The sequence below is a fragment of the Pseudomonas sp. Marseille-Q1929 genome (genome assembly GCF_017316265.1).
GTDB lineage: Bacteria > Pseudomonadota > Gammaproteobacteria > Pseudomonadales > Pseudomonadaceae > Aquipseudomonas.
The window spans coordinates 67,325-86,827 of record NZ_JAFLWU010000023.1; the positions used below are offsets into that span (position 1 = coordinate 67,325).

General features: G+C 51.1%; 33 protein-coding genes. 10 read left to right on the plus strand and 23 right to left on the minus strand.

What is annotated here, in order from left to right; genetic code table 11:
* Positions 1-38: 38 nt before the first annotated feature.
* The 6 genes from icmT to mobA form a co-directional block, all read right to left on the minus strand.
* Positions 39-299, minus strand: coding sequence for an IcmT/TraK family protein (icmT, locus tag J1G37_RS21765; RefSeq protein WP_004666780.1), 261 nt, complete (start codon positions 297-299; stop codon positions 39-41).
* Positions 300-303: 4 nt separating this feature from the next.
* Positions 304-1,473, minus strand: a complete 1,170-nt coding sequence (gene traJ / locus J1G37_RS21770) for a plasmid transfer ATPase TraJ (RefSeq protein WP_106116939.1) — start codon at positions 1,471-1,473, stop codon at positions 304-306.
* Positions 1,470-2,354 carry a type IV secretory system conjugative DNA transfer family protein gene (locus J1G37_RS21775; protein ID WP_200648565.1) on the minus strand — a complete coding sequence of 295 codons (885 nt, stop codon included), beginning with the start codon at positions 2,352-2,354 and terminating at the stop codon, positions 1,470-1,472. Before J1G37_RS21775 ends, traJ begins: the two co-directional genes overlap by 4 nt.
* A 14-nt stretch (positions 2,355-2,368) precedes the next feature.
* A complete protein-coding gene (locus tag J1G37_RS21780) occupies positions 2,369-2,827 on the minus strand; it encodes a DotD/TraH family lipoprotein (RefSeq protein WP_106116938.1) in 459 nt (152 codons plus the stop codon).
* Positions 2,828-2,889: 62 nt separating this feature from the next.
* Entirely contained in the window at positions 2,890-5,100 is a 2,211-nt protein-coding gene (traI, locus tag J1G37_RS29185; protein WP_309578211.1) for a TraI/MobA(P) family conjugative relaxase, read from the minus strand.
* Positions 5,097-5,402, minus strand: a complete 306-nt coding sequence (gene mobA / locus J1G37_RS21800; protein ID WP_106116936.1) for a plasmid mobilization protein MobA — start codon at positions 5,400-5,402, stop codon at positions 5,097-5,099. Before mobA ends, traI begins: the two co-directional genes overlap by 4 nt.
* Positions 5,403-5,644: 242 nt before the next feature.
* On the opposite strand from mobA, the gene J1G37_RS21805 reads away from it, so the two are divergent.
* The 7 genes from J1G37_RS21805 to J1G37_RS21835 all read left to right on the plus strand — a co-directional run bounded on the left by J1G37_RS21805 (position 5,645) and on the right by J1G37_RS21835 (position 9,899).
* Positions 5,645-6,085: a hypothetical protein gene (locus J1G37_RS21805; RefSeq protein WP_106116935.1), complete on the plus strand. Its 441-nt coding sequence runs from the start codon at positions 5,645-5,647 to the stop codon at positions 6,083-6,085.
* Complete coding sequence (locus J1G37_RS21810; RefSeq protein ID WP_200648567.1) at positions 6,075-6,776, plus strand: AAA family ATPase; 702 nt, start codon at positions 6,075-6,077, stop codon at positions 6,774-6,776. The genes J1G37_RS21805 and J1G37_RS21810 overlap by 11 nt, the downstream gene beginning before the upstream one ends.
* Positions 6,769-7,407: a hypothetical protein gene (locus J1G37_RS21815; RefSeq protein WP_106116933.1), complete on the plus strand. Its 639-nt coding sequence runs from the start codon at positions 6,769-6,771 to the stop codon at positions 7,405-7,407. The genes J1G37_RS21810 and J1G37_RS21815 overlap by 8 nt, the downstream gene beginning before the upstream one ends.
* A 98-nt stretch (positions 7,408-7,505) precedes the next feature.
* Positions 7,506-8,006, plus strand: a complete 501-nt coding sequence (locus tag J1G37_RS21820; RefSeq protein ID WP_106116932.1) for a hypothetical protein — start codon at positions 7,506-7,508, stop codon at positions 8,004-8,006.
* Positions 8,007-8,074: 68 nt separating this feature from the next.
* On the plus strand, positions 8,075-8,293 hold the full coding sequence (locus J1G37_RS21825) for a hypothetical protein (protein ID WP_106116931.1): 219 nt from the start codon (positions 8,075-8,077) through the stop codon (positions 8,291-8,293).
* A gap of 98 nt (positions 8,294-8,391) precedes the next feature.
* Complete coding sequence (locus J1G37_RS21830; RefSeq protein WP_071667625.1) at positions 8,392-8,943, plus strand: GNAT family N-acetyltransferase; 552 nt, start codon at positions 8,392-8,394, stop codon at positions 8,941-8,943.
* Positions 8,940-9,899, plus strand: a complete 960-nt coding sequence (locus J1G37_RS21835) for a tyrosine-type recombinase/integrase (RefSeq protein ID WP_106116930.1) — start codon at positions 8,940-8,942, stop codon at positions 9,897-9,899. Before J1G37_RS21830 ends, J1G37_RS21835 begins: the two co-directional genes overlap by 4 nt.
* Before the next feature lie 14 nt (positions 9,900-9,913).
* On the opposite strand, the gene J1G37_RS21840 is transcribed toward J1G37_RS21835, so the two are convergent.
* The 12 genes from J1G37_RS21840 to J1G37_RS21895 form a co-directional block, all read right to left on the minus strand.
* Positions 9,914-10,210: a hypothetical protein gene (locus J1G37_RS21840; protein ID WP_004666699.1), complete on the minus strand. Its 297-nt coding sequence runs from the start codon at positions 10,208-10,210 to the stop codon at positions 9,914-9,916.
* Between the two features lie 61 nt (positions 10,211-10,271).
* Positions 10,272-10,457 carry a hypothetical protein gene (locus tag J1G37_RS21845; RefSeq protein WP_106116929.1) on the minus strand — a complete coding sequence of 62 codons (186 nt, stop codon included), beginning with the start codon at positions 10,455-10,457 and terminating at the stop codon, positions 10,272-10,274.
* Positions 10,458-10,533: 76 nt separating this feature from the next.
* The gene (locus J1G37_RS29160; protein ID WP_004666701.1) at positions 10,534-10,752 is read right to left on the minus strand and encodes a TrfB-related DNA-binding protein; all 219 of its coding nucleotides are present in this window, start codon (positions 10,750-10,752) and stop codon (positions 10,534-10,536) included.
* Positions 10,753-10,773: 21 nt separating this feature from the next.
* Positions 10,774-10,965 carry a hypothetical protein gene (locus J1G37_RS21855; RefSeq protein WP_234452248.1) on the minus strand — a complete coding sequence of 64 codons (192 nt, stop codon included), beginning with the start codon at positions 10,963-10,965 and terminating at the stop codon, positions 10,774-10,776.
* Positions 10,966-11,054: 89 nt separating this feature from the next.
* On the minus strand, positions 11,055-11,354 hold the full coding sequence (locus J1G37_RS21860; RefSeq protein ID WP_106116927.1) for a hypothetical protein: 300 nt from the start codon (positions 11,352-11,354) through the stop codon (positions 11,055-11,057).
* Between the two features lie 25 nt (positions 11,355-11,379).
* Complete coding sequence (locus J1G37_RS21865; RefSeq protein ID WP_106116926.1) at positions 11,380-11,568, minus strand: hypothetical protein; 189 nt, start codon at positions 11,566-11,568, stop codon at positions 11,380-11,382.
* Positions 11,569-11,650: 82 nt separating this feature from the next.
* The gene (locus J1G37_RS21870; RefSeq protein WP_106116925.1) at positions 11,651-11,845 is read right to left on the minus strand and encodes a hypothetical protein; all 195 of its coding nucleotides are present in this window, start codon (positions 11,843-11,845) and stop codon (positions 11,651-11,653) included.
* A 96-nt stretch (positions 11,846-11,941) separates the two neighbouring features.
* Positions 11,942-12,262: a hypothetical protein gene (locus J1G37_RS21875; RefSeq protein WP_106116924.1), complete on the minus strand. Its 321-nt coding sequence runs from the start codon at positions 12,260-12,262 to the stop codon at positions 11,942-11,944.
* A 42-nt stretch (positions 12,263-12,304) separates the two neighbouring features.
* Positions 12,305-12,532: a hypothetical protein gene (locus J1G37_RS21880; RefSeq protein WP_146133231.1), complete on the minus strand. Its 228-nt coding sequence runs from the start codon at positions 12,530-12,532 to the stop codon at positions 12,305-12,307.
* Positions 12,533-12,747: 215 nt separating this feature from the next.
* On the minus strand, positions 12,748-13,110 hold the full coding sequence (locus J1G37_RS21885) for a hypothetical protein (protein ID WP_106116922.1): 363 nt from the start codon (positions 13,108-13,110) through the stop codon (positions 12,748-12,750).
* Positions 13,111-13,332 carry a hypothetical protein gene (locus J1G37_RS21890; protein ID WP_106116921.1) on the minus strand — a complete coding sequence of 74 codons (222 nt, stop codon included), beginning with the start codon at positions 13,330-13,332 and terminating at the stop codon, positions 13,111-13,113.
* Positions 13,329-13,826, minus strand: coding sequence for a hypothetical protein (locus tag J1G37_RS21895; RefSeq protein ID WP_106116920.1), 498 nt, complete (start codon positions 13,824-13,826; stop codon positions 13,329-13,331). The genes J1G37_RS21890 and J1G37_RS21895 overlap by 4 nt, the downstream gene beginning before the upstream one ends.
* Positions 13,827-13,977: 151 nt before the next feature.
* Here J1G37_RS21895 and J1G37_RS21900 point away from each other — a divergent pair, with 151 nt between their 5' ends.
* Positions 13,978-14,406 carry a S24 family peptidase gene (locus J1G37_RS21900; protein WP_106116919.1) on the plus strand — a complete coding sequence of 143 codons (429 nt, stop codon included), beginning with the start codon at positions 13,978-13,980 and terminating at the stop codon, positions 14,404-14,406.
* 170 nt (positions 14,407-14,576) lie between these two features.
* Here the strand turns inward: J1G37_RS21900 and tnpB are convergent, their stop codons facing one another.
* The 5 genes from tnpB to J1G37_RS21925 form a co-directional block, all read right to left on the minus strand.
* Positions 14,577-14,813, minus strand: a complete 237-nt coding sequence (gene tnpB, locus J1G37_RS21905; protein WP_234452076.1) for an IS66 family insertion sequence element accessory protein TnpB — start codon at positions 14,811-14,813, stop codon at positions 14,577-14,579.
* A gap of 317 nt (positions 14,814-15,130) precedes the next feature.
* Complete coding sequence (locus J1G37_RS21910; protein WP_200645942.1) at positions 15,131-15,604, minus strand: DoxX family protein; 474 nt, start codon at positions 15,602-15,604, stop codon at positions 15,131-15,133.
* A gap of 34 nt (positions 15,605-15,638) precedes the next feature.
* Entirely contained in the window at positions 15,639-16,403 is a 765-nt protein-coding gene (locus tag J1G37_RS21915) for a DNA-binding domain-containing protein (protein WP_200645943.1), read from the minus strand.
* Complete coding sequence (locus tag J1G37_RS21920; protein WP_200645944.1) at positions 16,400-17,254, minus strand: DUF692 domain-containing protein; 855 nt, start codon at positions 17,252-17,254, stop codon at positions 16,400-16,402. The genes J1G37_RS21915 and J1G37_RS21920 overlap by 4 nt, the downstream gene beginning before the upstream one ends.
* Before the next feature lie 27 nt (positions 17,255-17,281).
* On the minus strand, positions 17,282-17,554 hold the full coding sequence (locus tag J1G37_RS21925; protein WP_200645945.1) for a DUF2282 domain-containing protein: 273 nt from the start codon (positions 17,552-17,554) through the stop codon (positions 17,282-17,284).
* 235 nt (positions 17,555-17,789) lie between these two features.
* On the opposite strand from J1G37_RS21925, the gene J1G37_RS21930 reads away from it, so the two are divergent.
* Together J1G37_RS21930 and J1G37_RS21935 are read left to right on the plus strand one after the other, a co-directional pair.
* On the plus strand, positions 17,790-18,362 hold the full coding sequence (locus J1G37_RS21930; protein ID WP_200645946.1) for a sigma-70 family RNA polymerase sigma factor: 573 nt from the start codon (positions 17,790-17,792) through the stop codon (positions 18,360-18,362).
* Complete coding sequence (locus J1G37_RS21935; protein ID WP_200645947.1) at positions 18,359-19,000, plus strand: DUF1109 domain-containing protein; 642 nt, start codon at positions 18,359-18,361, stop codon at positions 18,998-19,000. The genes J1G37_RS21930 and J1G37_RS21935 overlap by 4 nt, the downstream gene beginning before the upstream one ends.
* Positions 19,001-19,503 lie beyond the last annotated feature (503 nt).

The following is a 19,503-nucleotide window of genomic DNA, read 5'->3' on the forward strand; positions in this document are numbered from 1 at the left end:
AACTACGATAAAAAAACCGCCTGCTTAGGCGGTTTTTTTTAATCTCGAAAACGCTTTCGGAACCACCAGGGCCTGGCATAGATGACCCCTCCGCGTAAAAAACCAAGAAACTTGTTCCAGCAAACGCTCAAGGTCCAGCCCAGCTTGGCCAAAATCCCAAACATGATGATTACACCCGCGGCCACGTAGAACGTCAGCCAGCTCGGAAAGTACATCCAACCGAACAAGGGCAAGTAAGCCGAAACCGGAATGCCCAAAGCAGTCAAGGGTTCAGATGCGGCTCTCCAAATCGAAGGCATATATCTAGTTCTCCTGCGCGCTCAGCGAGCGCCTTCTGAATTCCTTCATGCCTGCAACACCGACAAATTCATCCTGCAGGATCCTGCCGTCCTGAAACAGCTTCCAAGCCTTATCATCAAGAGTGGCCTCGGCATCTTCAAGCTTGGTACGAATCAACAGAGCCCACTCGTTGTAAGGAAGACTTTGCATATCCGACCTGAACTCACGGTCAAAGACCAGGTACTCGCGAATAGCAGTTCGTTTCCCATCAGTCGTCTTAAGGAGCCGTTGTACAATAATAACCCGCAAAGCCCCAGCTAGACGCGACGCTATCCCAGACTGTTGCTCGGGTGGGTAGGTTTGGATGGCCCGGTTGATCGTTTCTGCGACAGACTTCGTGTGCATTGTGGCGTAACACGTATGACCAGACAGGCTGGCCTCAACCATTGCTTCGATAGAAACACGGTCCCGAGCCTCGCCGATACCAATGATGCTGGGCTTACGGCGAACAGCATTCCGCATTGCCTTTGGAAAGTCTTTGATGTCACGACCGATTTGCGATTGGGCCGGCTGTGGACCTTTCCAGTGTGGTCCACCCAGCACGAATTCAATTGGATCGTCGAACGTGATGACCTTGCGGTCAGGCATCTTAATTCCGATGTGCCCGTAGGTGCCCGCTAGCAAAGTCGTCTTCCCTGAACCTGTAGGTCCACAGACGATGACCAACCCTTCTTCAGGAAACAGCTCCTCAAAAAGGTCAGGCTCGATCTCCATTTTGGTAATATCGGGGAGGTCGACCGGAATCACTCGCATAGTGATCGAGAACGCTTCATCCAGATTCGCAATACGCGCTTGGACAAAGTTGGTACGAAAGCGCAGCGACATCCCACGCTCAAGACCAATATCGCTACCGGTAATCTCAAGAGGGCGGTCTACACCTTCGTCGCCTTGTTTGATCAGGCTCTCAATCTCAGGAGACCACACAGAGGCAATCAGGACTGAAAGTTGACCCTGTTTCACAGTTGAAACGGATCCCCGAAGCTGCCTCCCGTGCAATTCAACCCAGATGTAGTCGCCACCCTGGACCAACACATCTGATACGTTTCGATCCGAGCATAATTTTAAGAACCTCTTGAAATTATGTGGGCTGAGATCCCCCTCAAAATTAAAGGGTTCAAATTGCGGGTGAATCATTGCGCCGGATCCTGGGCAGCTGGTGTGACCGTAGGTACTTTCTTCGGCAAATCTTTCTTGACGCTAGGACGCCACTTACCAGGGTCCGTAACGAATTTGGCCTTGTCTGTAACCCTGCGCAGCTTGTCGCCTAACATCAGCTGTTTGCCGTCACCAGTTACGGTTTGCTGGGATTCAGCCACACGAGTAGTCGTGATCATGTCAGCTTGGAGCAGGGTTGAATAAAGGTGCATGCCGGTGTAATCGCGAGTGAGGCGATGAAAATTCGCTTCAAGAATCGCGTCCGCTTGCTTGTAGCCATCCGCCCAACCTTCACGGACTGCCTTTTTCCAGATCTGGTCTTCAGCATCATCCTGCGGTCGAGCTTCGAAGGCCGGGAGCTCCACCGACTGACGTACTGGTAATCCAACGTAAAGGTAGTCCCGCCAGGTGGGTGGGACGCTGACGAAGCGTTCTTCACGCTCAATCTTGTATACACGATTAGCGGTACGGATCTGATCCGGGGTAAATGCTGCCAGGTCACGAGCTTCAACGATAACCGGAGGTAGCGTCCCGTTTTTGGCAATCATCGGGGCGAATTTGTACATAGCGTCTAAGGCAGGCTCCCGACTGTTAAGCCCGTCAACCAGCTCGTGACCACGAGCAGCCATTCCCCCGCGAAAGCCCACTGTATGGCCAACGCCCGATAGCAGTTGAGAGCGGATATCGGTCACTTTGGTAGACGCTTGGGATTGAGGATTGAGCAGTGCGTCCAGATCTGGAGGCGACGTTTCTACAGTGGACTTTGTATCGCTACTCGAAGGATCGAGCACTGGCTCCTCAGCAGCGTGCGCGGCGAAGGAAACCACCAAAGGGAGAACCGCGAACATAAACCGTTTCATAGAAGTCCCCCTATTCAGCCTTGGGGCCGGTTGTATTGCAGAACCAGCTTACCTGGTGCCTCAGTAATGACGGCACGGTACCCGATTTGCGCGCGCAACATGGAAAGCACCGTCTGATACTGCACACCCTTTACGTCGATGTTCACAGGCAACGGCATGCGTAAACCCATAAACTCAAAACGCTCGCCGCGGTCTTGTGCGAGCTTTGTGAGAAGCTGCACAGCGTCGCCCTGCCAGCTAATAGTAACGAACTGTTTGTCGTCCAGATTGGTGTTGGGATTGCGCATCACAACACGGCTATTCAAAGCACCAGCCTGATACAGGTCGACCTGAGCAGCCTCAATTTTCTGTGAAGCTTCAAGGATCTGCTGGTCGATCAGAGCCTGCGCGCTGACATCTGGCTGCTTGGAAGCACAACCTGTCAGAGCGACAGCAGCAAGCAACGCGACAAACGGGTATCGGTTCAGGTCCATAGGATTATCTCCGTTGATTTCGTATGAATACTACAATACGGAAAACAGCATAACAACGTTTGTTATGCACGTGGCCCGCGTTTTATAGGCTTGGCCTTTGCCAAGGCCTGCTGGTCAGCCAAGGCTTTGAGTCGAGCGTTCAAGGTCGGATCGGCAAGATCACCGGAGTAACCACGCACAATAAGTGCCTTTAGAGCTGCGTCAACGAATTCGGGGGTACCTTTTATCTCAATAGGCCGCTCCCACCGAGCGCGTGTGTCATCAAGTGCATGGGCGAGCAGCTCGTCGTCGAGGAGACCTCCAGGGAAAGAAACCTTACCGCCGTGATCCACAAAACCCGGATCTCCTTCAGCCCTACGAAAAACTACGGCTCCATCACGGCGGACAGTGCCAGCGGAAAACAGATTTGAACTTGAAGTAGGATCAATATCCCCTGCAAAAATGATCGCGTTACCTCCCGTATTTGCTTTGCGTCTATCGCCATAAGTAAACCCACGTAACTGACTAATCGCACCAGGATCGCCGTTAGAAGCCTCCCGCTCTACCCACTCACGGAATGTAAGTTTCTTATTCGAAGGATCACTCCTTAACTCGCGACGTAACAACTGGATTTTAGTCTTGAGTTCCTCACGAGACCTTAATGTTTCAAAAGCAAGAATACTGTAGAATGCTTTACGATCAAGTGGATTATTGATTCGCGCTTTTATATCTGCCCGTTGTTGGCGGGCTTGATCGCGGATCATCATAAACTGTTGCTTTACCCACTCTTTATCAATTCGGCGTGTAACAAACGCAACACGGTAGGCATCATAACGTGCCCGTGTCGCTTTACGAAGCTGCGCACGTTCTTCTCGGCGATTTTGACGCTCCAAAGGATCTCGTTTAGGTGCAGCGTACTTATCGTAAGTTGAGCTGCTATTAAAGTCTTTAGGTAGCGCACGTTCTTGAAATTCGCCAATGCGTTTTACAAGCCGTGCCAACGACAATTGCTCGTGCATATCGCTAGCCTTGATACCTGTCGCTGACATTTCCTTGAAGTCATAGATAGATAAACCACGACCTTTAGGTCGAATACCTAAACCAAATTTGGCTAAGCATGAATGGAGTGTTTGCCATGAAAGATTTTCAGATTTTAAAAGCTTACCAATCTGCTTACGTGGTTCCCCACGCGCATAGGAGTGAAGGCTTTCCTGATCAGCATGGCGCTCCATATCGGCGGCTTTAGTAGGTATTTTACCCTGGAATTTAGGCTTCTTAGAGCTCCACTCAATCGTACGGTGACCATTGCTATCTACAACCTTACTTGGACCATTCACGTGCCTCCATCCAAACCGCATTTCGAGTTCACGCATAGCGTAATCTAACTTGAAGTAATCGCGATCTGGATACACAGCGTTGAAAGATTCAGGATGGACGCGATTGACTGTCATATGTAGGTGAACACAATCAGTATCGTGGTGGATGGCAAAAACGTACTGATGATCCCTCATGCCAACTGCTTCCATAGCATGTAAACCTGATTCAAAAGCTTGAGCGTCCGTTGGAAATTCATCGGGAGGCCAGCTCAAAATGACATGATAGACGGGGTCTTTGACTCTCGCATTCTGATCGGCAACGGCGCGCATTTCGGAAGCTGCGGTTTCAAGGCTCAAACAGTTATGCTGGCAAGATACGCCAGATCTGGAAGTAACGTTAACTGCGTCGCCTAGTAATGCGCCTAATTCGAGGTCGGCAATAGCGTCTCGCTCATCTGCTGCAACTCCTCGGTGAGCGGCTGCAGCATGAAACGTAATTGCGGCTCTACGGGCTCGGGCTCGTGTCTCAAAGTGAGGGTCAGTTCGAGTAGCTTGTCTGAGATGACTTGCTGCTGTTGCAAGATACTTTCGAGCAAGGGTAAGACTTCTTTCATTTTCATCGGACGTTACTCCTTCGGCGTCTCTGCTACGAGGCTCGTCAGTGTGGTTTGGAAGTCCGTATGTATCCGCGACAAGTCGACGCCCATTGGGATCAAGAGCCCTTCGAGCACTTCCAAGACGTTTTCGGATGGCATCTGCATCAAGAGAACTAATTCGTCCAGACGCTCGCAGATGATCAGCTGCTCTTTCGAGATGCGCTCTAGCAGCTTCAAGAATTGTGTTGTCTCTTCTGGAGTAGCTTGGATCGAGCTCATCAGTAAGTACCTTTTTTTCGTCTTCACGTTTAGTGGCGTATTCAACAAGCTTGGCGAAACTTGACTTGCCATCCGATCTACGTGGAGGGACCTTAGCGATCATGAAGAACCGATCCTCGAAATCGCAGCTTTCAGTTCTATCAGTACCTGCGCGTACTCCTGTGAGAGCTTTCCACCACCTTCATTGAACAGGTGTTTTTGAAGCCCTCCAAGGCGCCGTAATTCGTTAAGAATATGACCCTCCATTTTGCTTCGCGTAGGACGACCTAAAGCAGCTGACAGCATGAATGCACCCACGCTCAAACCGCAGTCATACGCTTTTTGCCTCACGATCTCCTCCTCCTCCTCAAAACACCTTACCGAGGGGAGAAATTTCGTTCGCCGCCGATTTTCACTATTACTCATACGTAAGCCTTTACGCGTTCAAGGGGTCTCGGGGCGTAGCCCTGAGCAAGGAGGTAGGCAGCGCAAGGGAGTGAAACGACTGCAGCGCTGCCGGTTGTGAGCACGCCATTTATGGCGGTAGCACAAACCCTACCTTGTCCTAAATTCTAAACCGCATTTCGTATGCAGGCTATCGTACGGACCTTGACTGCGCAAGAGATGCCCATACAATCGAGGTAAATGCACGTTTCGAGGAAAGGCGAATGGCGATCAGCGTTTCGCAGATTGAGATACTCAGGGGTAAGCTTGAGGAGATGCCTCAGGTGGAAGATCCAGATCGAAAGATTTCAAATCTGGAAGCAATAAGGATGATGGCTTCGTCTATTCGAGACTTGCAGTCTCGGGGGTACAGCATCGAGAAAATTACAGAGATCCTCAGGGAAAGTGGATTGGAGATCGCTCCTACAACGCTAAAAAGCTATCTCACGAAGGTGAAGGTTTCTCCAGCGAAGTCGAATACTCGGTCAACCAATAAACCGCGCCGATCATCAGCAACCACCAGCCGTGGGGACAAGAAAAAAGCATCTGAAAAAGCCGTTCCTGGGGTCGAATCCAAACCAGCGAGCAGCACGAAAAATTCAACCGGAGTAACTCCGGTTCCACCAGGTAGTTTCACACCTAAGGACGATACTGATGAAATCTAAAGAAGCTAAAAAAGGTGATATTTATTTCGTTGGCGGGGGTAAAGGCGGTGTAGGGAAAACATTCACTACGATTGCCCTCGTTGATGCGCTCGAACAAGCAGGTGTGAAGGTTCTGCTTATTGAATCGGACACATCCAATCCAGACGTTTGGAAGATGTACAAGGATCAAATTGAAACTCGACTGATTGACCTTGACGATGCAAATGGCTGGATTGATCTTGTAAACGCCTGCGATGAGTTCAAAGATCATGTCGTAGTGATCAACACAGCAGCGCGAAATAACAAAGGTGTTGTTGCTTATGGCGAGACACTGAATAGCACACTCGTGGAGCTGGGCCGTGAATTGACAACGCTATGGGTGATCAATCGTCAGAGGGACAGCCTGGAACTCCTAAAAGAGTATCGAGACGCTCTGCCTGGTACGAAGGTTCATGTGATCCGAAACGGATACTTCGGTAACGAGCAGAAGTTTGAACTCTACAATTTCTCTAAAACACGAGAAATGATTGAAAGTGAAGGTGGAAAATCTCTTTTGCTACCAGATCTTGCGGACAGGGTTAGTGATGATCTCTACAGCAAACGGTTGTCGGTTTCACAAGCAATGACCGAACTTCCTATCGGCAATCGTGCCGAATTATCAAGGTGGCGGCGTGATGCTGCACGAATGATTGGTGAGGTGATCGATGGATGACATCGAAAGTAGTTTTAAAGCGTTACTCGGTCGTCAGCCTTCTGACAAAGAAGTCGAACGATTATACCGAGTGAAAAACGCACTCAACATACGTGATAATGATGCTATGTGGATGATTCTGATGGCTTTGGAATCGTACGACACATTATATAGCAAGTATCCGGCTCTGATTGCAGGCCAGGTAGATGTAGTTATCGAAAAGCAACGTGAACTGATTGCTGAAATAGTTGATGCTGAGAGTAAAAAAGCATTAAGCACTCTGTCTTCTGCTGTTGCCCAAACAAGTCAACTTGTTGCTACGAAAGTAGCAGACACTGCCCGTTGGCAAGCCTGGGGTTGGGTGTGTGTTGGATTAATTGCATTCGGAGCGCTGTGCCTAACTGCTGGAGTTGTTCTTGGCAGCGGCAATATGCCTTTCTGGGCTTCAACTCATCGGTCAAGCAATCCACTTGAGATAGTTATTTCGATATTGATGAAAGCTCCTGTTGGATGGCTGGTACCACTAATCAGTTCTGCAGTGGTTATCGTAACACTTGCAAGCAATCGGCAGGTGCGCATCAACAAACCTATTATTATCAGCTTGATAATGATGGTGGTACTGTCAATTTTTTGCATACACACGATCATTTAGGGCAACGGGGGCTTTTTATTTAGCCCCCGCATTCCGTATAATGCCTACAATACGGAAATAAAAAGATATAATGGACGCCGATGTCCACGGAGGTGACTATGAAAGGGTATGAGAACATAAAGGCATTCAGGGCAGTTGCGCTTACATTGAAAGGATACAGTGAAGAGGAGACTAGTAACGGGCTTGCTTGGTCATGCAAAGTCTACTGCGATAACAAGAAAATAGGCACAGTCAGCAACACTGGTAATGGTGCTGTTACAGCTTGTGATGTAGCTATTGATAAACAAGTCGCTCTCGTGAGCAGCCTTAAATCGAAAGGTTACCAACTGACGCCGAGCCTCGCTGGTCAAGTCTGTACAGAACCAGCCGATCCTGATGAGTGGTTCGTTGCAGCAATAAGTCAAATGGTTGATGAAGTCACGCGCTTACGTCAGTTAAAGCGCTTGGTAAAAACCCATTTGATTATTCGTCAATACTCGTCTGAACATGAGTTTTCGTTTTACAAAGCTGTCCCCAGTGCTGCATCAAAAGCACGACTCCTAAGGCAACTGGGTAGTGATTTAATCTGCTTTATGAACGATGAAATTCATGGCCTGTAACCTGTCCGAAGGTGCAGGCATATCCGATCCTAGCCTGTAGCGTTTACCTGCCGATTCCGAGAGGGTTTATGGGCCACGATGACCTGACTGCCGACACCTCACTTGCCTACATAGCCTACGTAGAAGCCTGGGCATTTAGCAGTTCCCCAGCAGAAGTTCGCCTGAAACACGACGCCTCGACCGGCGAGATCAAAGGGACGATTGCCGTGGTGGCAATGACACGTATCGCGCTTGGAGATCCAGAATTTGAAGAAGCGTTTCCTGAATACGTACACGCAAAATCATAAAAATCTCAGCTAGACGCCAGTCTCGAAAGCTGATCTGAACCTTTCCCTATTTATGGTGATAAAATACGTTATCACCACTTTTAAAGGCAGAAGGGCGCATGGCACTTTTTGACCCCATCCGCGACTATTTCCATAGACGCCAAGCCAAAATTCTGAATGAACAAGCCTCCCGCGTTCACCTGGTGAATCGACGGCAGGAATCCCATCGCGGCAACTTTGTGTTTCCCGGTACCGACTTTGTGGATGACATCGAGGTCGGTGGCCAGCGCGTCGGATATGTCAGCTACGGCATCAATCCGCTGGATGACCGCGTGTACATCAACAAGATTGACATCGAGCTGCAGCATCAGCGCCAAGGGTTTGGCTTGGGGGTGCTTTGGTGCCTTTGGCTTAAGCACCAGGTGCCCATCGTGCCGCTTTACCAGTACGGCGCCTCTAACGGATTCTGGAGCCTGGCTCGTCAGCGGTTCTTGGCAGCCGGTGCGCTGATAGAAGATCAACTGCGCACTGACACTGAGCTTGATGCCGCCAAACAGCGCTGGCAGCATCTGGTGCCCGAGCTGGCACACGAGCGGCAGATCCGCGAGATGATGGCCTCGCCGGATTGGCCCGAGATCGAGGCTGGGTTCATAGCGAGGCAGAAGTTATGAGCGAGCTCGTCAGTTCGGGCGGCGCCGGTGAACGTCGACTGACTTCCGCTGAGTTCCAGCAGTTGGCCAGTGTGCCAGCTGCAGTCGAGTGGTTTGCCAATATCGACAACCCACGTACCCGACGTGCCTATCAGAATGACCTGGAGGACTTCTGCAGCTTTGTCGGCCTCACCGGCGCCGATGAATTTCGTGCTGTTACTCGCGCACATGTGCTGGCATGGCGTGCCCAGCTGGAATCCCGGGGCCTGGCCGGGGCCACGATCCGGCGCAAACTGGCCGCGCTGGCCAGCCTGTTCGATCATCTCCTGGAGAACAATGCCGTTGCCGGTGGGAACCCTGTGCATGGGGTCAAGCGACCCAAGATCGAAACCAACGAAGGGAAAACACCGGCACTCGGCGACGACCAGGCTAAAAGGTTGCTGGACGCTCCTGATACAGAAACAGTGAAGGGAGTGAGGGATCGGGCGATCTTGGCCGTATTGCTGTATCACGGGCTCCGACGGGAAGAGGCAGCAAGACTGACAATGAGTGACCTGGTGGAACGCCGAGGCATAAAGCATCTTCGGGTGCATGGAAAGGGAAAGAAAATTCGCTTCCTACCACTCCACCCAGTAGCTGCTGAGCGGATCTATGCGTATCTGGAGCGCGATAGTGTCCGGGATACATCGTCGGGACCGCTATTCAGATCCGTCCGGGGCAAAACTACCGGCGCGGGAGTTACAGCGAATGGGCTATATACGGTGGTGGCGCACTGGGCGCGTGTTGCTGGCATCGAGGTCGACGGCTTGGGCGTGCATGGGTTGCGGGCTACGGCCGCGACAAACGCGTTGGACCATGATGCCGATATTGCAAAAGTCCAAATGTGGCTTGGCCATGCAAACATCAGCACCACGAGACTGTACGATCGGCGCGGACAGCGACCGGAGGATTCACCTACGTATAAGGTTAAGTATTGAGTACGAACACATAGTCAGGCTGGGAGGTTGACAAAAACTGGGAAGTTAACCGCCGAAACGCAAACTTCAGCACTTTCGTCGCAGTCCCAGCAACCGCGATCATCGTCCCATGCGACAGGGCTAATACACCCTGCAGTTTCCATTTCTATTTCACCAGCATCGTTCAATGTCACGGCGTAGACTTCACCATCTTCGAGGAAGACGGCCCCGCCGTCAGGCAGACGTAGCGCCTTGCCCGGTTGGCTTTGGAGCACGGTGGAGTAAGCCGAATACATCGCATCAAAGGTCAGATAGTTAGGTGATAGGTTCATAGCTAGTTTTCCTTGAGATGGTGGAGTGGCCCGGCGAACCGGGCAGCGAGTGAGTTATCAGTTATTTTTTTAAGTTCTTAAAACTGGTCCACTTTTCCTCATCCATCAGCTCAGCATCACCAATCTCACCTTCTTCAAAATAAACAAATGAAGCGCGGAGCTTGGCATGTTCGGCATTGTCCGCTACAAAAACCACTGGCTTCGTTCCGCCTTCATTTAGGTTAATTGTCACTTGATAGCTCTGCATTTGACGCCCTCGATGATCCGTTTAGACAAGGCAATTATACGCCTATAGAGGCGTACAGACAAACACATTTCCAGCTTTATTTAACTTCGAAAACCTCACAGATTTCCTGATACGCATCGCGATATCGCACTACGGCGTCACCCACCGTTGAGCGTGTTGCGCCCGTTTCACGCATTGCATCCGCCTGAGCTATACCGTCAACTAAAACGCGCCTTGCAGCACGGTTTGCGGCACTCTCTGGATTACCGCGCATGAGCTTCACCAGCACGTCGTACTGGCTCCCCTTCATCACCATTAAATAATTCTCCGAACAATGTCACTCAAGCGCGCTGGATGCTGCTGTGAGCACCTTGCGGGCAGTTTCAGTTGCATCTAATCCTTTTGCCCAGGATTGCTGTATGTAAAAAGCCTGAGCGTCCACCACGCCTGATGCGTCTGAATAGCTGATCTCCATTGATTCAGCGAGCTGCTGGACAACAGCCGTTTCCCATTCGGAATAATTATTCATCGCCTTCTCCATCTTTGAACACACCTTCGCTGCAATCGTCGAGAAGGACCGGCGACTATTAATCCCGGCCCTGCCCTTGCTGTATGTGGTTAAGAAGCTGGCTGCTTGTCACAGGCCCAACTGCCGAGCGCCCAGTTGGTGTTCGCTCCGTCAGGTACCACTGCCAGCTCAAACGAGCAGGCAGCTTGCCCTGGGGCTTTGGTAGTTGCTGTAGCTGTGTACAAATCCTGCTTGGTGATTGTCACGTCTACTACAGAAGCATCGACACCGTAGAACTGGGAAGCGAAGGAGGCAGCGGTCGACGCTGGCGTGCTCTCGTTTGGAGCTTGTGCATGAGCAGCTTGCGCGGTAGCGATCAATAGTGCTGCGAAAAGGACTTGGTACTTCATGGTTTTCAATTCCTTGAATAGTTTGTTAGAGGAAATTCATCGAGCAAACAGAGTAACCAAGCAACCGAGCTTTCTTACCAGCGCTGGCTTTAGTGTTGGCATCAATGCAGATCCAGCTACGAACATCCGTACGTAGATCAATCACTTCAACCTCAAATCCGTAGACCGTTTTACCGGCCCCTAAAGGGGCTTTATAGGTGGCGGTGTAGTTCATTTCTTTGGCCTCACTTTTCCGTTTCAGTGAGGCTATTTTGAACTATAGTTAATTTCACTGCAAGCAATTTATTAACTATAGTTCAATTTTCTGCATCTGGAAGGCCGCGTACAGCATCATCCCAATGGGGTGCTCTATCCGGATTTTTCAGGATTTTGCTGATCCAGGCTTCTGATACTTCCCACCGCAAAGCAAGGGTTTTTCCGGTCCATCCGCGCTGTCTAAACAGGGCTTTGAACTCTACTGGGGACAAGCGCTGGGTAGCTGCTTCACTCATGTTCAGATCCAATCTCTATCATTGAAATGATTACTGTCGAAAACCGTCTGTATGAAAGAAACCTTTCGACAGGGCCAGCGCACTGGCCATGAGGGTTTAACTTAACGTCCGTAGCCATTTTTGCACCACAGTCGTGGTGTCAGTCATGCAATTCAATAGGGACGCTGCGAGGCCTTCACTGCTGGAGTCTTCAAGCCGCTCGAACCATACCACTCCGTCCCAGTCCTCGCCCTCGTCAAAGCAGTGCTGCGCTAAGCTCTCAGCCGCTGTGTTGGCCAGATCTAAGAGGTTGCCATACCCTACAGATACAAGGGATCGATCCAGCTTCTCTGCATTAAACTCCACGTACCTTATGAGTGCATGAAACAGCACACCTATGTCTTCGTTGTCTTTGGAGCGTTCGTTTGTAAGGATCATGATTCACCTCGGGTTGAAGGCCCGGATGACCGGGCCATTGTTTCAAATTGTCGACTTTAGATACTTGGCGAGGTCATTCGCCTGATCTCTGGTGTCGCAATCCTCAACCCACATGTGCAGTCCCTCAGCGGTCTGTGCATATACTCCAAAGAATTCAGCTTCACAGTCGACCGACTCTTCAACGCCATTTTCGTCACTTGTGCAGCCACGGATCTGAACCATTCCGGTCCACGTTGCCGGCATTTCGAATATGGCTTGCGGGATACTCATAAAGACACTCCTCATTGGTTTGTTCAATGAGGTTATTTTGAACTATAGTTAATTATTTGTCTACCTAAATTAACTATAGTTCAATTAAAAGCCTTCTACAATCCGAGCACATCGCGTCTTGTTACACCTGCCAGCCTGTCACCTACCGACTGCCACACCTGCCAGCCTGTCACCTACCGACCGCCACACCTGCCAGCCTGTCATCTGTGCATCTATTACAGCCCACTTGATCTAGACGCCCAACTGTTAGCCGCGGATCCGGCGTCAGACTCGGTCTCAAAGCGCTCATAGAACCAGCTAACATTTTCTTCCGTGTCGATCTCAGGGGAATCGTTGCCCAATTTCACAAGCTCCACGTGCACCGTGCCGAGCCAGGCAGCAAACAGTTGGTCATCACGCCTGCCGCCACTTTCCATCAAGTCACGTAGCTCATCGACAAACTCCTCTTGCTGCTGATCAGCACGTCGTATGTCCTGGAGCACTTCTAGGAGCTCACCCCGAGTGGCATCGAGAGGTACATTGAAGCCAGCGGAGTCCAATTTATCTCTCACGGCCAGGAACTCAGGTTGAGTAGCCATTTAGCACTCCTTGTTAACCGCAGTAGAAAGAGCCGTGAAGAGGGCTCGGCAAGCATCATTGTACGCTTCCAACAACAGAGAACTCTGTCGCTTGTAATCCTCAAGATTGACCCCTGATAGAGGCGCATCACCAAGATGTTTCGGCTGATTCATATAATTATTGTGAGCCTCATGGGCAGCGTCTAAATGGACTTTAATAGAGTCAACATCGATCATAGTCATACAAAGTTATCCCCACTTGGTGACAAAGAAATTAGAATCTTTCCAAAATCGCCACTTTTAACTGCGCTGCACAATGAAAATTCATAGCAGCCTGCTTTGAAGTTCAACTGAGGCTGATCACAGAAGAACGCACACTCTTCTAAACAGGTTTCATCATCTGCTAACCCAACGCGGAGGATGTACAGTGCTTTGTAATCCTCTGGGGTATCTAAACTTGTGATCGCCGTTACATTTTCAAGACCAGCGCTAATGACGTTAGCCCACGACTGGGATGAAATTTCATCAAAGTGTTCTATCTGGGTGTTTTCACTAAAATGCAAAACGTATCTGATTCGATCAGATTTCGAATTATGAAGTATGGGCAGCGTCCTAGCTACCAAAGCAATACGTACCGCAAGCGCCTCTGCAGCAGTCGTGATAAATCCAGCTCCTAACGGTGAATCCGCCATAAGATCTGGTAAAGCGTCGCCTACTGATCCGTCAAACTTAGTCATGTGTGATCCTTCGTCTGGTTATTTTTAGATTATACACATGCGTACGTACGTACGTAAAAGTAATGTCGTGCCCTACTCCTTCGGTCGGCCAACCACTGGTGGGATTGCCTGCACTCGTTTACTGTATATAAAAACAGTGCCTGGTGATCCTATGAACGTAGCAGCTATCCACCACCTAACCCCGTCAACGTTACGGTTGCAGTTCATTTCTGGGACGGCGGCCGGTGGCTTTCCCAATCCAGCCGCTGACTACTACCAGGCGCCAATCTCGCTGGACGATCTGCTCAATATTCGCGCTCCTCACGTGTTTATCGTCCAGGTGGAAGGACACAGCATGACAGGGGCTGGCATCCTGCATGGTTGCCGCCTGGTGGTGGACAGGACTATTACGCCTATGTCTGGCCACATAGTTCTCGCTTACGTTGACAATCAACCGATTGTTAAACGACTTCTTCACGAAGGTGGGAAATGGTTACTGGCGTCTGAACACCCGGACTTTCCTCCACTCGTACAAACAGACTTTTCTGAGATAACAACATTCGGCGTTGTAACATGGAATTTCAACCAACATGCGTGTTGAATGTAAGCCTGTATTTGGACTTGTTGACGTTGACTGTTCTGGACCCTAATTAACCGTTAGCTTTGATTTTATCAATGTAATTCAATGCTTTAACCTTAGTAACTATTTTTAGGTTTTTCGAGCGTGTTCTACTGAACCCCGCAAATGGAATAATCTGGGCGCCACTGCGTTCAGGACACATACCCCCCAAATTTCTGCTTGAGCCAAAGGCAAAAGCCGTTGCGCTCCCAATAGAGGATTTTCACTCGACTGTGGTGGCGATTCAGAAAAAAGAAAAGCACGGGATCGAACACGGCGACCTTGATATCCAACTCCACCAGGGCTGCGAGGTCGTCGATGGATTTTCGGAAGTCCACTTGCTTGGGGTAGAGGTAGACCTTTTCGACTTTGGCGTCGGGACGCATCATGGTTGCGGGCTCCTGATGGATATCGGGAGCACAGCATCAGGCTTCAACTGGCAGCTTTGAATGTGTACACGGTGGACCGCTTACGGTTTAAACGCTTGCCAGCAAACATCGTGGGTCTTCACCGTATCGCCGGTATAGGCAACCACTGTCATCTTGATAGTTCGTTGGATGTGTCGGCCTTTTTGCCGATGGTGCCGAACTCGATAGGCGCAGAAATTTCCTCAGCCTCCAGACGTTCAAATAAACGAGCGCGTCCACTTTTTCGACCATGATGTCGCCAAGAGGTGGCTATCCGAGACTGTCTAGCAGTCAAAGCATTACTTGATGCCGAGTGGTCGATCCAGCGATATTGCACCTCCACCACGTGCAACGATGAGCAGTAGCAGGCCTGCCCAGGAAAGGTGTGTTGGCCAGGCGTCAGGGTAGACAAACACCTGGATCACAAAAGTCATGCCCAGTAACGCGAATGCTGATAGTCGTGAGAACAGGCCCAGCACAAGAAGCAGTGGAAACAAATGCTCACTGTAGGTAGCGAGATGCGCGGCCAGTTCTGGAGAGAGGAATGGCAGTGAGTATTCTGTGCGGAACAGCTCATAGGTACTGGGTGTGACCGTCAAAAATCCACTGACTTTGGTGCGTCCTGACATAAAGAAAATGGCCGCGATGGATAGGCGAGCAACCAGCACCAATAGTGAGTCCCCAATCACTAAGTCAAGTCGGTCTGCAATGCGGTTCCACATGCCACGCAATGATTTGTCGGCTACGGACGAAGTATTTCGTATCACGTCCATGATGTGCTCCGTTGGTTAAGTTGGTGTTAAGTCTTCAGGAAGAGCTATGGATGCTTACAGCGACGAATGCCTCGGCTCTGAACAAGCGGACAATGAGGTCTTCCAGATCCAAATCAGGCTGAACTTCAAGGGCTTTTTCTGCGGCCAGTTCAAGCGGCAGGCGTGCCGCGCAGGCGTCTAGAAACGTGCAATCCGCAGCACTGGCGGCCTCCCAACAAACCCGGCCTTGCTTGCGCGTCAGAAGCGCACCTTCGCCGCGCCAGTTGAGTTCGTCGGGCATGTCCCGCTGTTCGCGATTGAAGCGCCAGATGGTGTAGACGGGGTGGTCTGGGAACCACGCCCAACGGGAAGCGGCCCTCGGTGTGAGCAGGCTGCGGGCCAAGTCCTTTTGGGACAGGCTCGCAAATGCGCTTGGATCAATGTCGGGCTCATCTTTAGCGCAATGGACTTGTGTCCAGAGCAGATCCAGGCGGGCGACGTCGCCCAGATAAGACATTTCTAGCGCATGCTCAAAAGCGTCGAGAAAATTCGGGAAATCAGCGCCGTAGTGCAGCAGTCGGGAATCCGTGGGTGGCGACTGCCGGGCATAGATCGCTGCGGCGGCCTTGAGCCACTCTGTACCGACCAAGCGCTCTACGGTGGGAAAGTTTGCAAGTAATGCGTCCGTCGATCCTTTAAATACAGTATTGCGGTACACCAAAAAACCGGGCTGTTCGATTAGAGCAGTCATTCCAGTCGAATTTCGCTCATATAACGCATCGACGAATGCATCCTGAAAGCTTTCGAGTGAGGTGTTCATATCGTCACTTCTGATGGTCGCTTCTTACCGATGTTTAACAGAGTCTGTGCTCTGTCTCGTTCAGCCAGCAAGACGTCGAATCCTGGGATATTGTCGTCGCGCTCGATCAAGGTCGGGCGCATGCCGATCCGTTCGATAATGCGTTGATAGAGCAACCAGACGTTGTTCGCGATGGGGGCATCGTGTGTATCTATCAGCAGCTGCGTATCTCCCGGATCCACTGCGTGACCTGCCAAATGGATTTCCACAATCGCCTTGGCCGGGAAGGCATCCAGATACGTTGCCGCATTGAAACCCAGGTTATGCGCGCTGATGTGTACGTTATTGACATCCAGCAGCAACCCACAGCCAGTTCTCACGCTCAGTTCGGTCAAAAAGTCGATTTCGCTGAATTCATGATCATCCAGGCGTAGGTAATGGGTGGGGTTTTCAATGGCAATAGGACGTCCTAAGGCGTCTTGTGTTCGTTGGATATTGCTTACGATGCGCTGCAATGCCTCGACTGTACGGGGGAATGGCAGTAGGTCGGGATGATACTGCCCCCGCCATGCTGACCAGGCTAGGTGTTCGGAAATCAATGTGGGCTGAACCTGATCGACCAGTGCTTTCAGGCGCTTCAAATGGTTTTCGTCCGGCGGACAATCGGCAGCAAGTGAAAGTGAAACACCGTGCAGCGACAGCGGGTGTTGACTCCCAATTGACTCCAGCCATGCGAGACGGGGGCCACCACCTACCATGTAGTTTTCCGGATGAACTTCGAACCAGAGCCCCTCAGCCGTGCAGTCAAGCGCATCTGAGTAATGATTCGGTTTCAGGCCAAGTCCGGCCCCCATCTGGCGTTCAGTTTTCATGGTTGGTGTGCCCCCGTGGCTTTACGATTACTTAGGTGCGAGAGTGCCCATGCCTTTTGGAGTCTTGATGGAGGTACAAGTACCTGCAGGAACGTTTTTCCAGGCATCAGGCTGGTAGTCCACTTTGGCCGTGCCTGCACAGGTGGTACCTGCGCCCGCCTTGCAATCGTTCTTACCGGCCAGGGAAACGCCGTAACATTTCTCCATGGCGCCCGCTACGGCAGGAGTCTCTGCGGCCATAGCACCGGCAGCAAACGAAGAGAAGGCAACAGCGAGGGCGGCAAGTTTGAGATTGTTCATGGTTTTGTCTCCAGATGATGGGGGTGGCGTCGCATCAGCGCTTGAGCACTGTATTTGCGATCCAAAAGGTAGTTCGATGGCTTCCCATATCCGGTTACAGCGACCGCAAAATATTTCTCAGATCTGCAAAACTGATTCGCTTGTAACCTTATGCCGGGAAACCGCATGTAAGATCCGCTGCCCGTCATTAGCAGGAACAAGATATTTTTTACCCTTCGTGTAACCAGAGCGAACGATGGAACGAACTACACATAACGACGTTTTGCGCAGCCGAGAGCTCCACCTTCAGGCTCTGTTCCTCGCAGGTCTGGACGGAGACGAGCGGGCTTATCGAACGTTTTTATCGGAGTTAAGTGGTCATCTTCGCGGCTTTTTACGCTCGAGGCTTCAGCAGCGACCTGGTGAAGTCGAGGATTTGCTGCAAGAGGTTTTGCTGGCCGTTCATAATGCGCGCCAGACTTATCGGATTGATCAACCGCTGACGGCGTGGGTTTTTGCCATTGCGCGCTACAAGCTTGCTGACTTTTTCCGAGGCAGGTCACGTCATGACGTGTTCAACGATTCCCTTGGCGATGCGGCAGAACTATTTGCCGAGCCGCATCTTGAACCTGCACAGACCAGTCGAGACCTCCGCATGTTGCTTGAGCAGCTACCTGAACGTCAGCGTCTACCTATCGTGCACGTGAAACTTGAGGGATGGTCTGTTACTGAAACCGCTCGAATGATGGGACTAACTGAGTCTGCGGTGAAGATAGGCATACACCGTGGGCTGAAAGCACTGGCGTTAAGAGTTAGAGGTGCACGATGAATACTGATGATTTTATTTCCATGCTCGCGTCGGGCGTGACCCCGGTTGACCGTAGGACGCTCGCTAAGCGATTCAGCGGCGCGGTGCTGGCCGGGCTCTTGAGCGCCACTTTGCTGGTAGTAGCAATAATGGGTGTTCGGCCAGACCTGGGCCATGTCATGGCTACACCGATTTTTTGGGCTAAGGTCGCCTTTCCGCTTTGCCTGATGATTGGTGTGCTGAGCATGGTGATGCGGCTGGCGAGACCGGGAATGGCTCCGGGCCCTGGGAATCTGTTGATCATTGTCGCAGTCGCCGCGGTGTGGATCGGCTCCATCTATGTACTCATGGTGGCCGCACCTGATGCTCGAGTCGCGATCATCCTCGGCAAAACCTGGCGAGTATGCGCACTCAATATAACCTTGCTGTCGATTCCGGGATTTATTGCTGTGTTCTGGGCATTAGGCGGTCTCGCACCAACTCGCCTGAAACTGGCGGGTGCCTGCGGCGGACTACTCGCCGGTGCAATGGCGACGATTGCATATTCCCTGCACTGCCCCGAGATGGAAGTGCCATTTTGGGGGATATGGTACGCATTGGGGATGCTGGTGCCGACCATGATAGGTGCGTTACTCGGACAGCTCTGGCTGCGCTGGTAGACAGTCAGGATAACGACAACAATAGTTAGGTCGGTTGCCATAAGCACCCCGCAGAAAGTGAGGTGTTGTCTTGACCTTGGTCGCTCTGCCGCCGTCAGAAGTCAGTATCGAGAAGTTCCTTCATCTGGTCTATCACTCCAATCGGCGTTCTATTTACCACGCGGTTAAAGATCTTTTATGAGCCTCAGCACGAACGGTTTCAGCCAAGTCATTCAGTGTCGAGTAAGCCAGGAAGCTCATAATTCCGGCGAATCCGCTCGTCGATCATTTCGTTGATGATGTCCGCCCCTTGTTTCGAGACGAGATGCCATCATCTGCGCGTGCTCAATGGCAACCTCCTGACCGTCTGAGCCGTAGTACGGTTGAGCGTTGAGGCGCTCTCTGACCGCATTCATGTGGCGGTAGCGCTGCATCTACTTATAGGCGATAGCGCGACTTTGCTGCTGGGAAATTGCACACCACTTGACCACCCATTTGCATCGTATCTGACCACCCATTTGCAT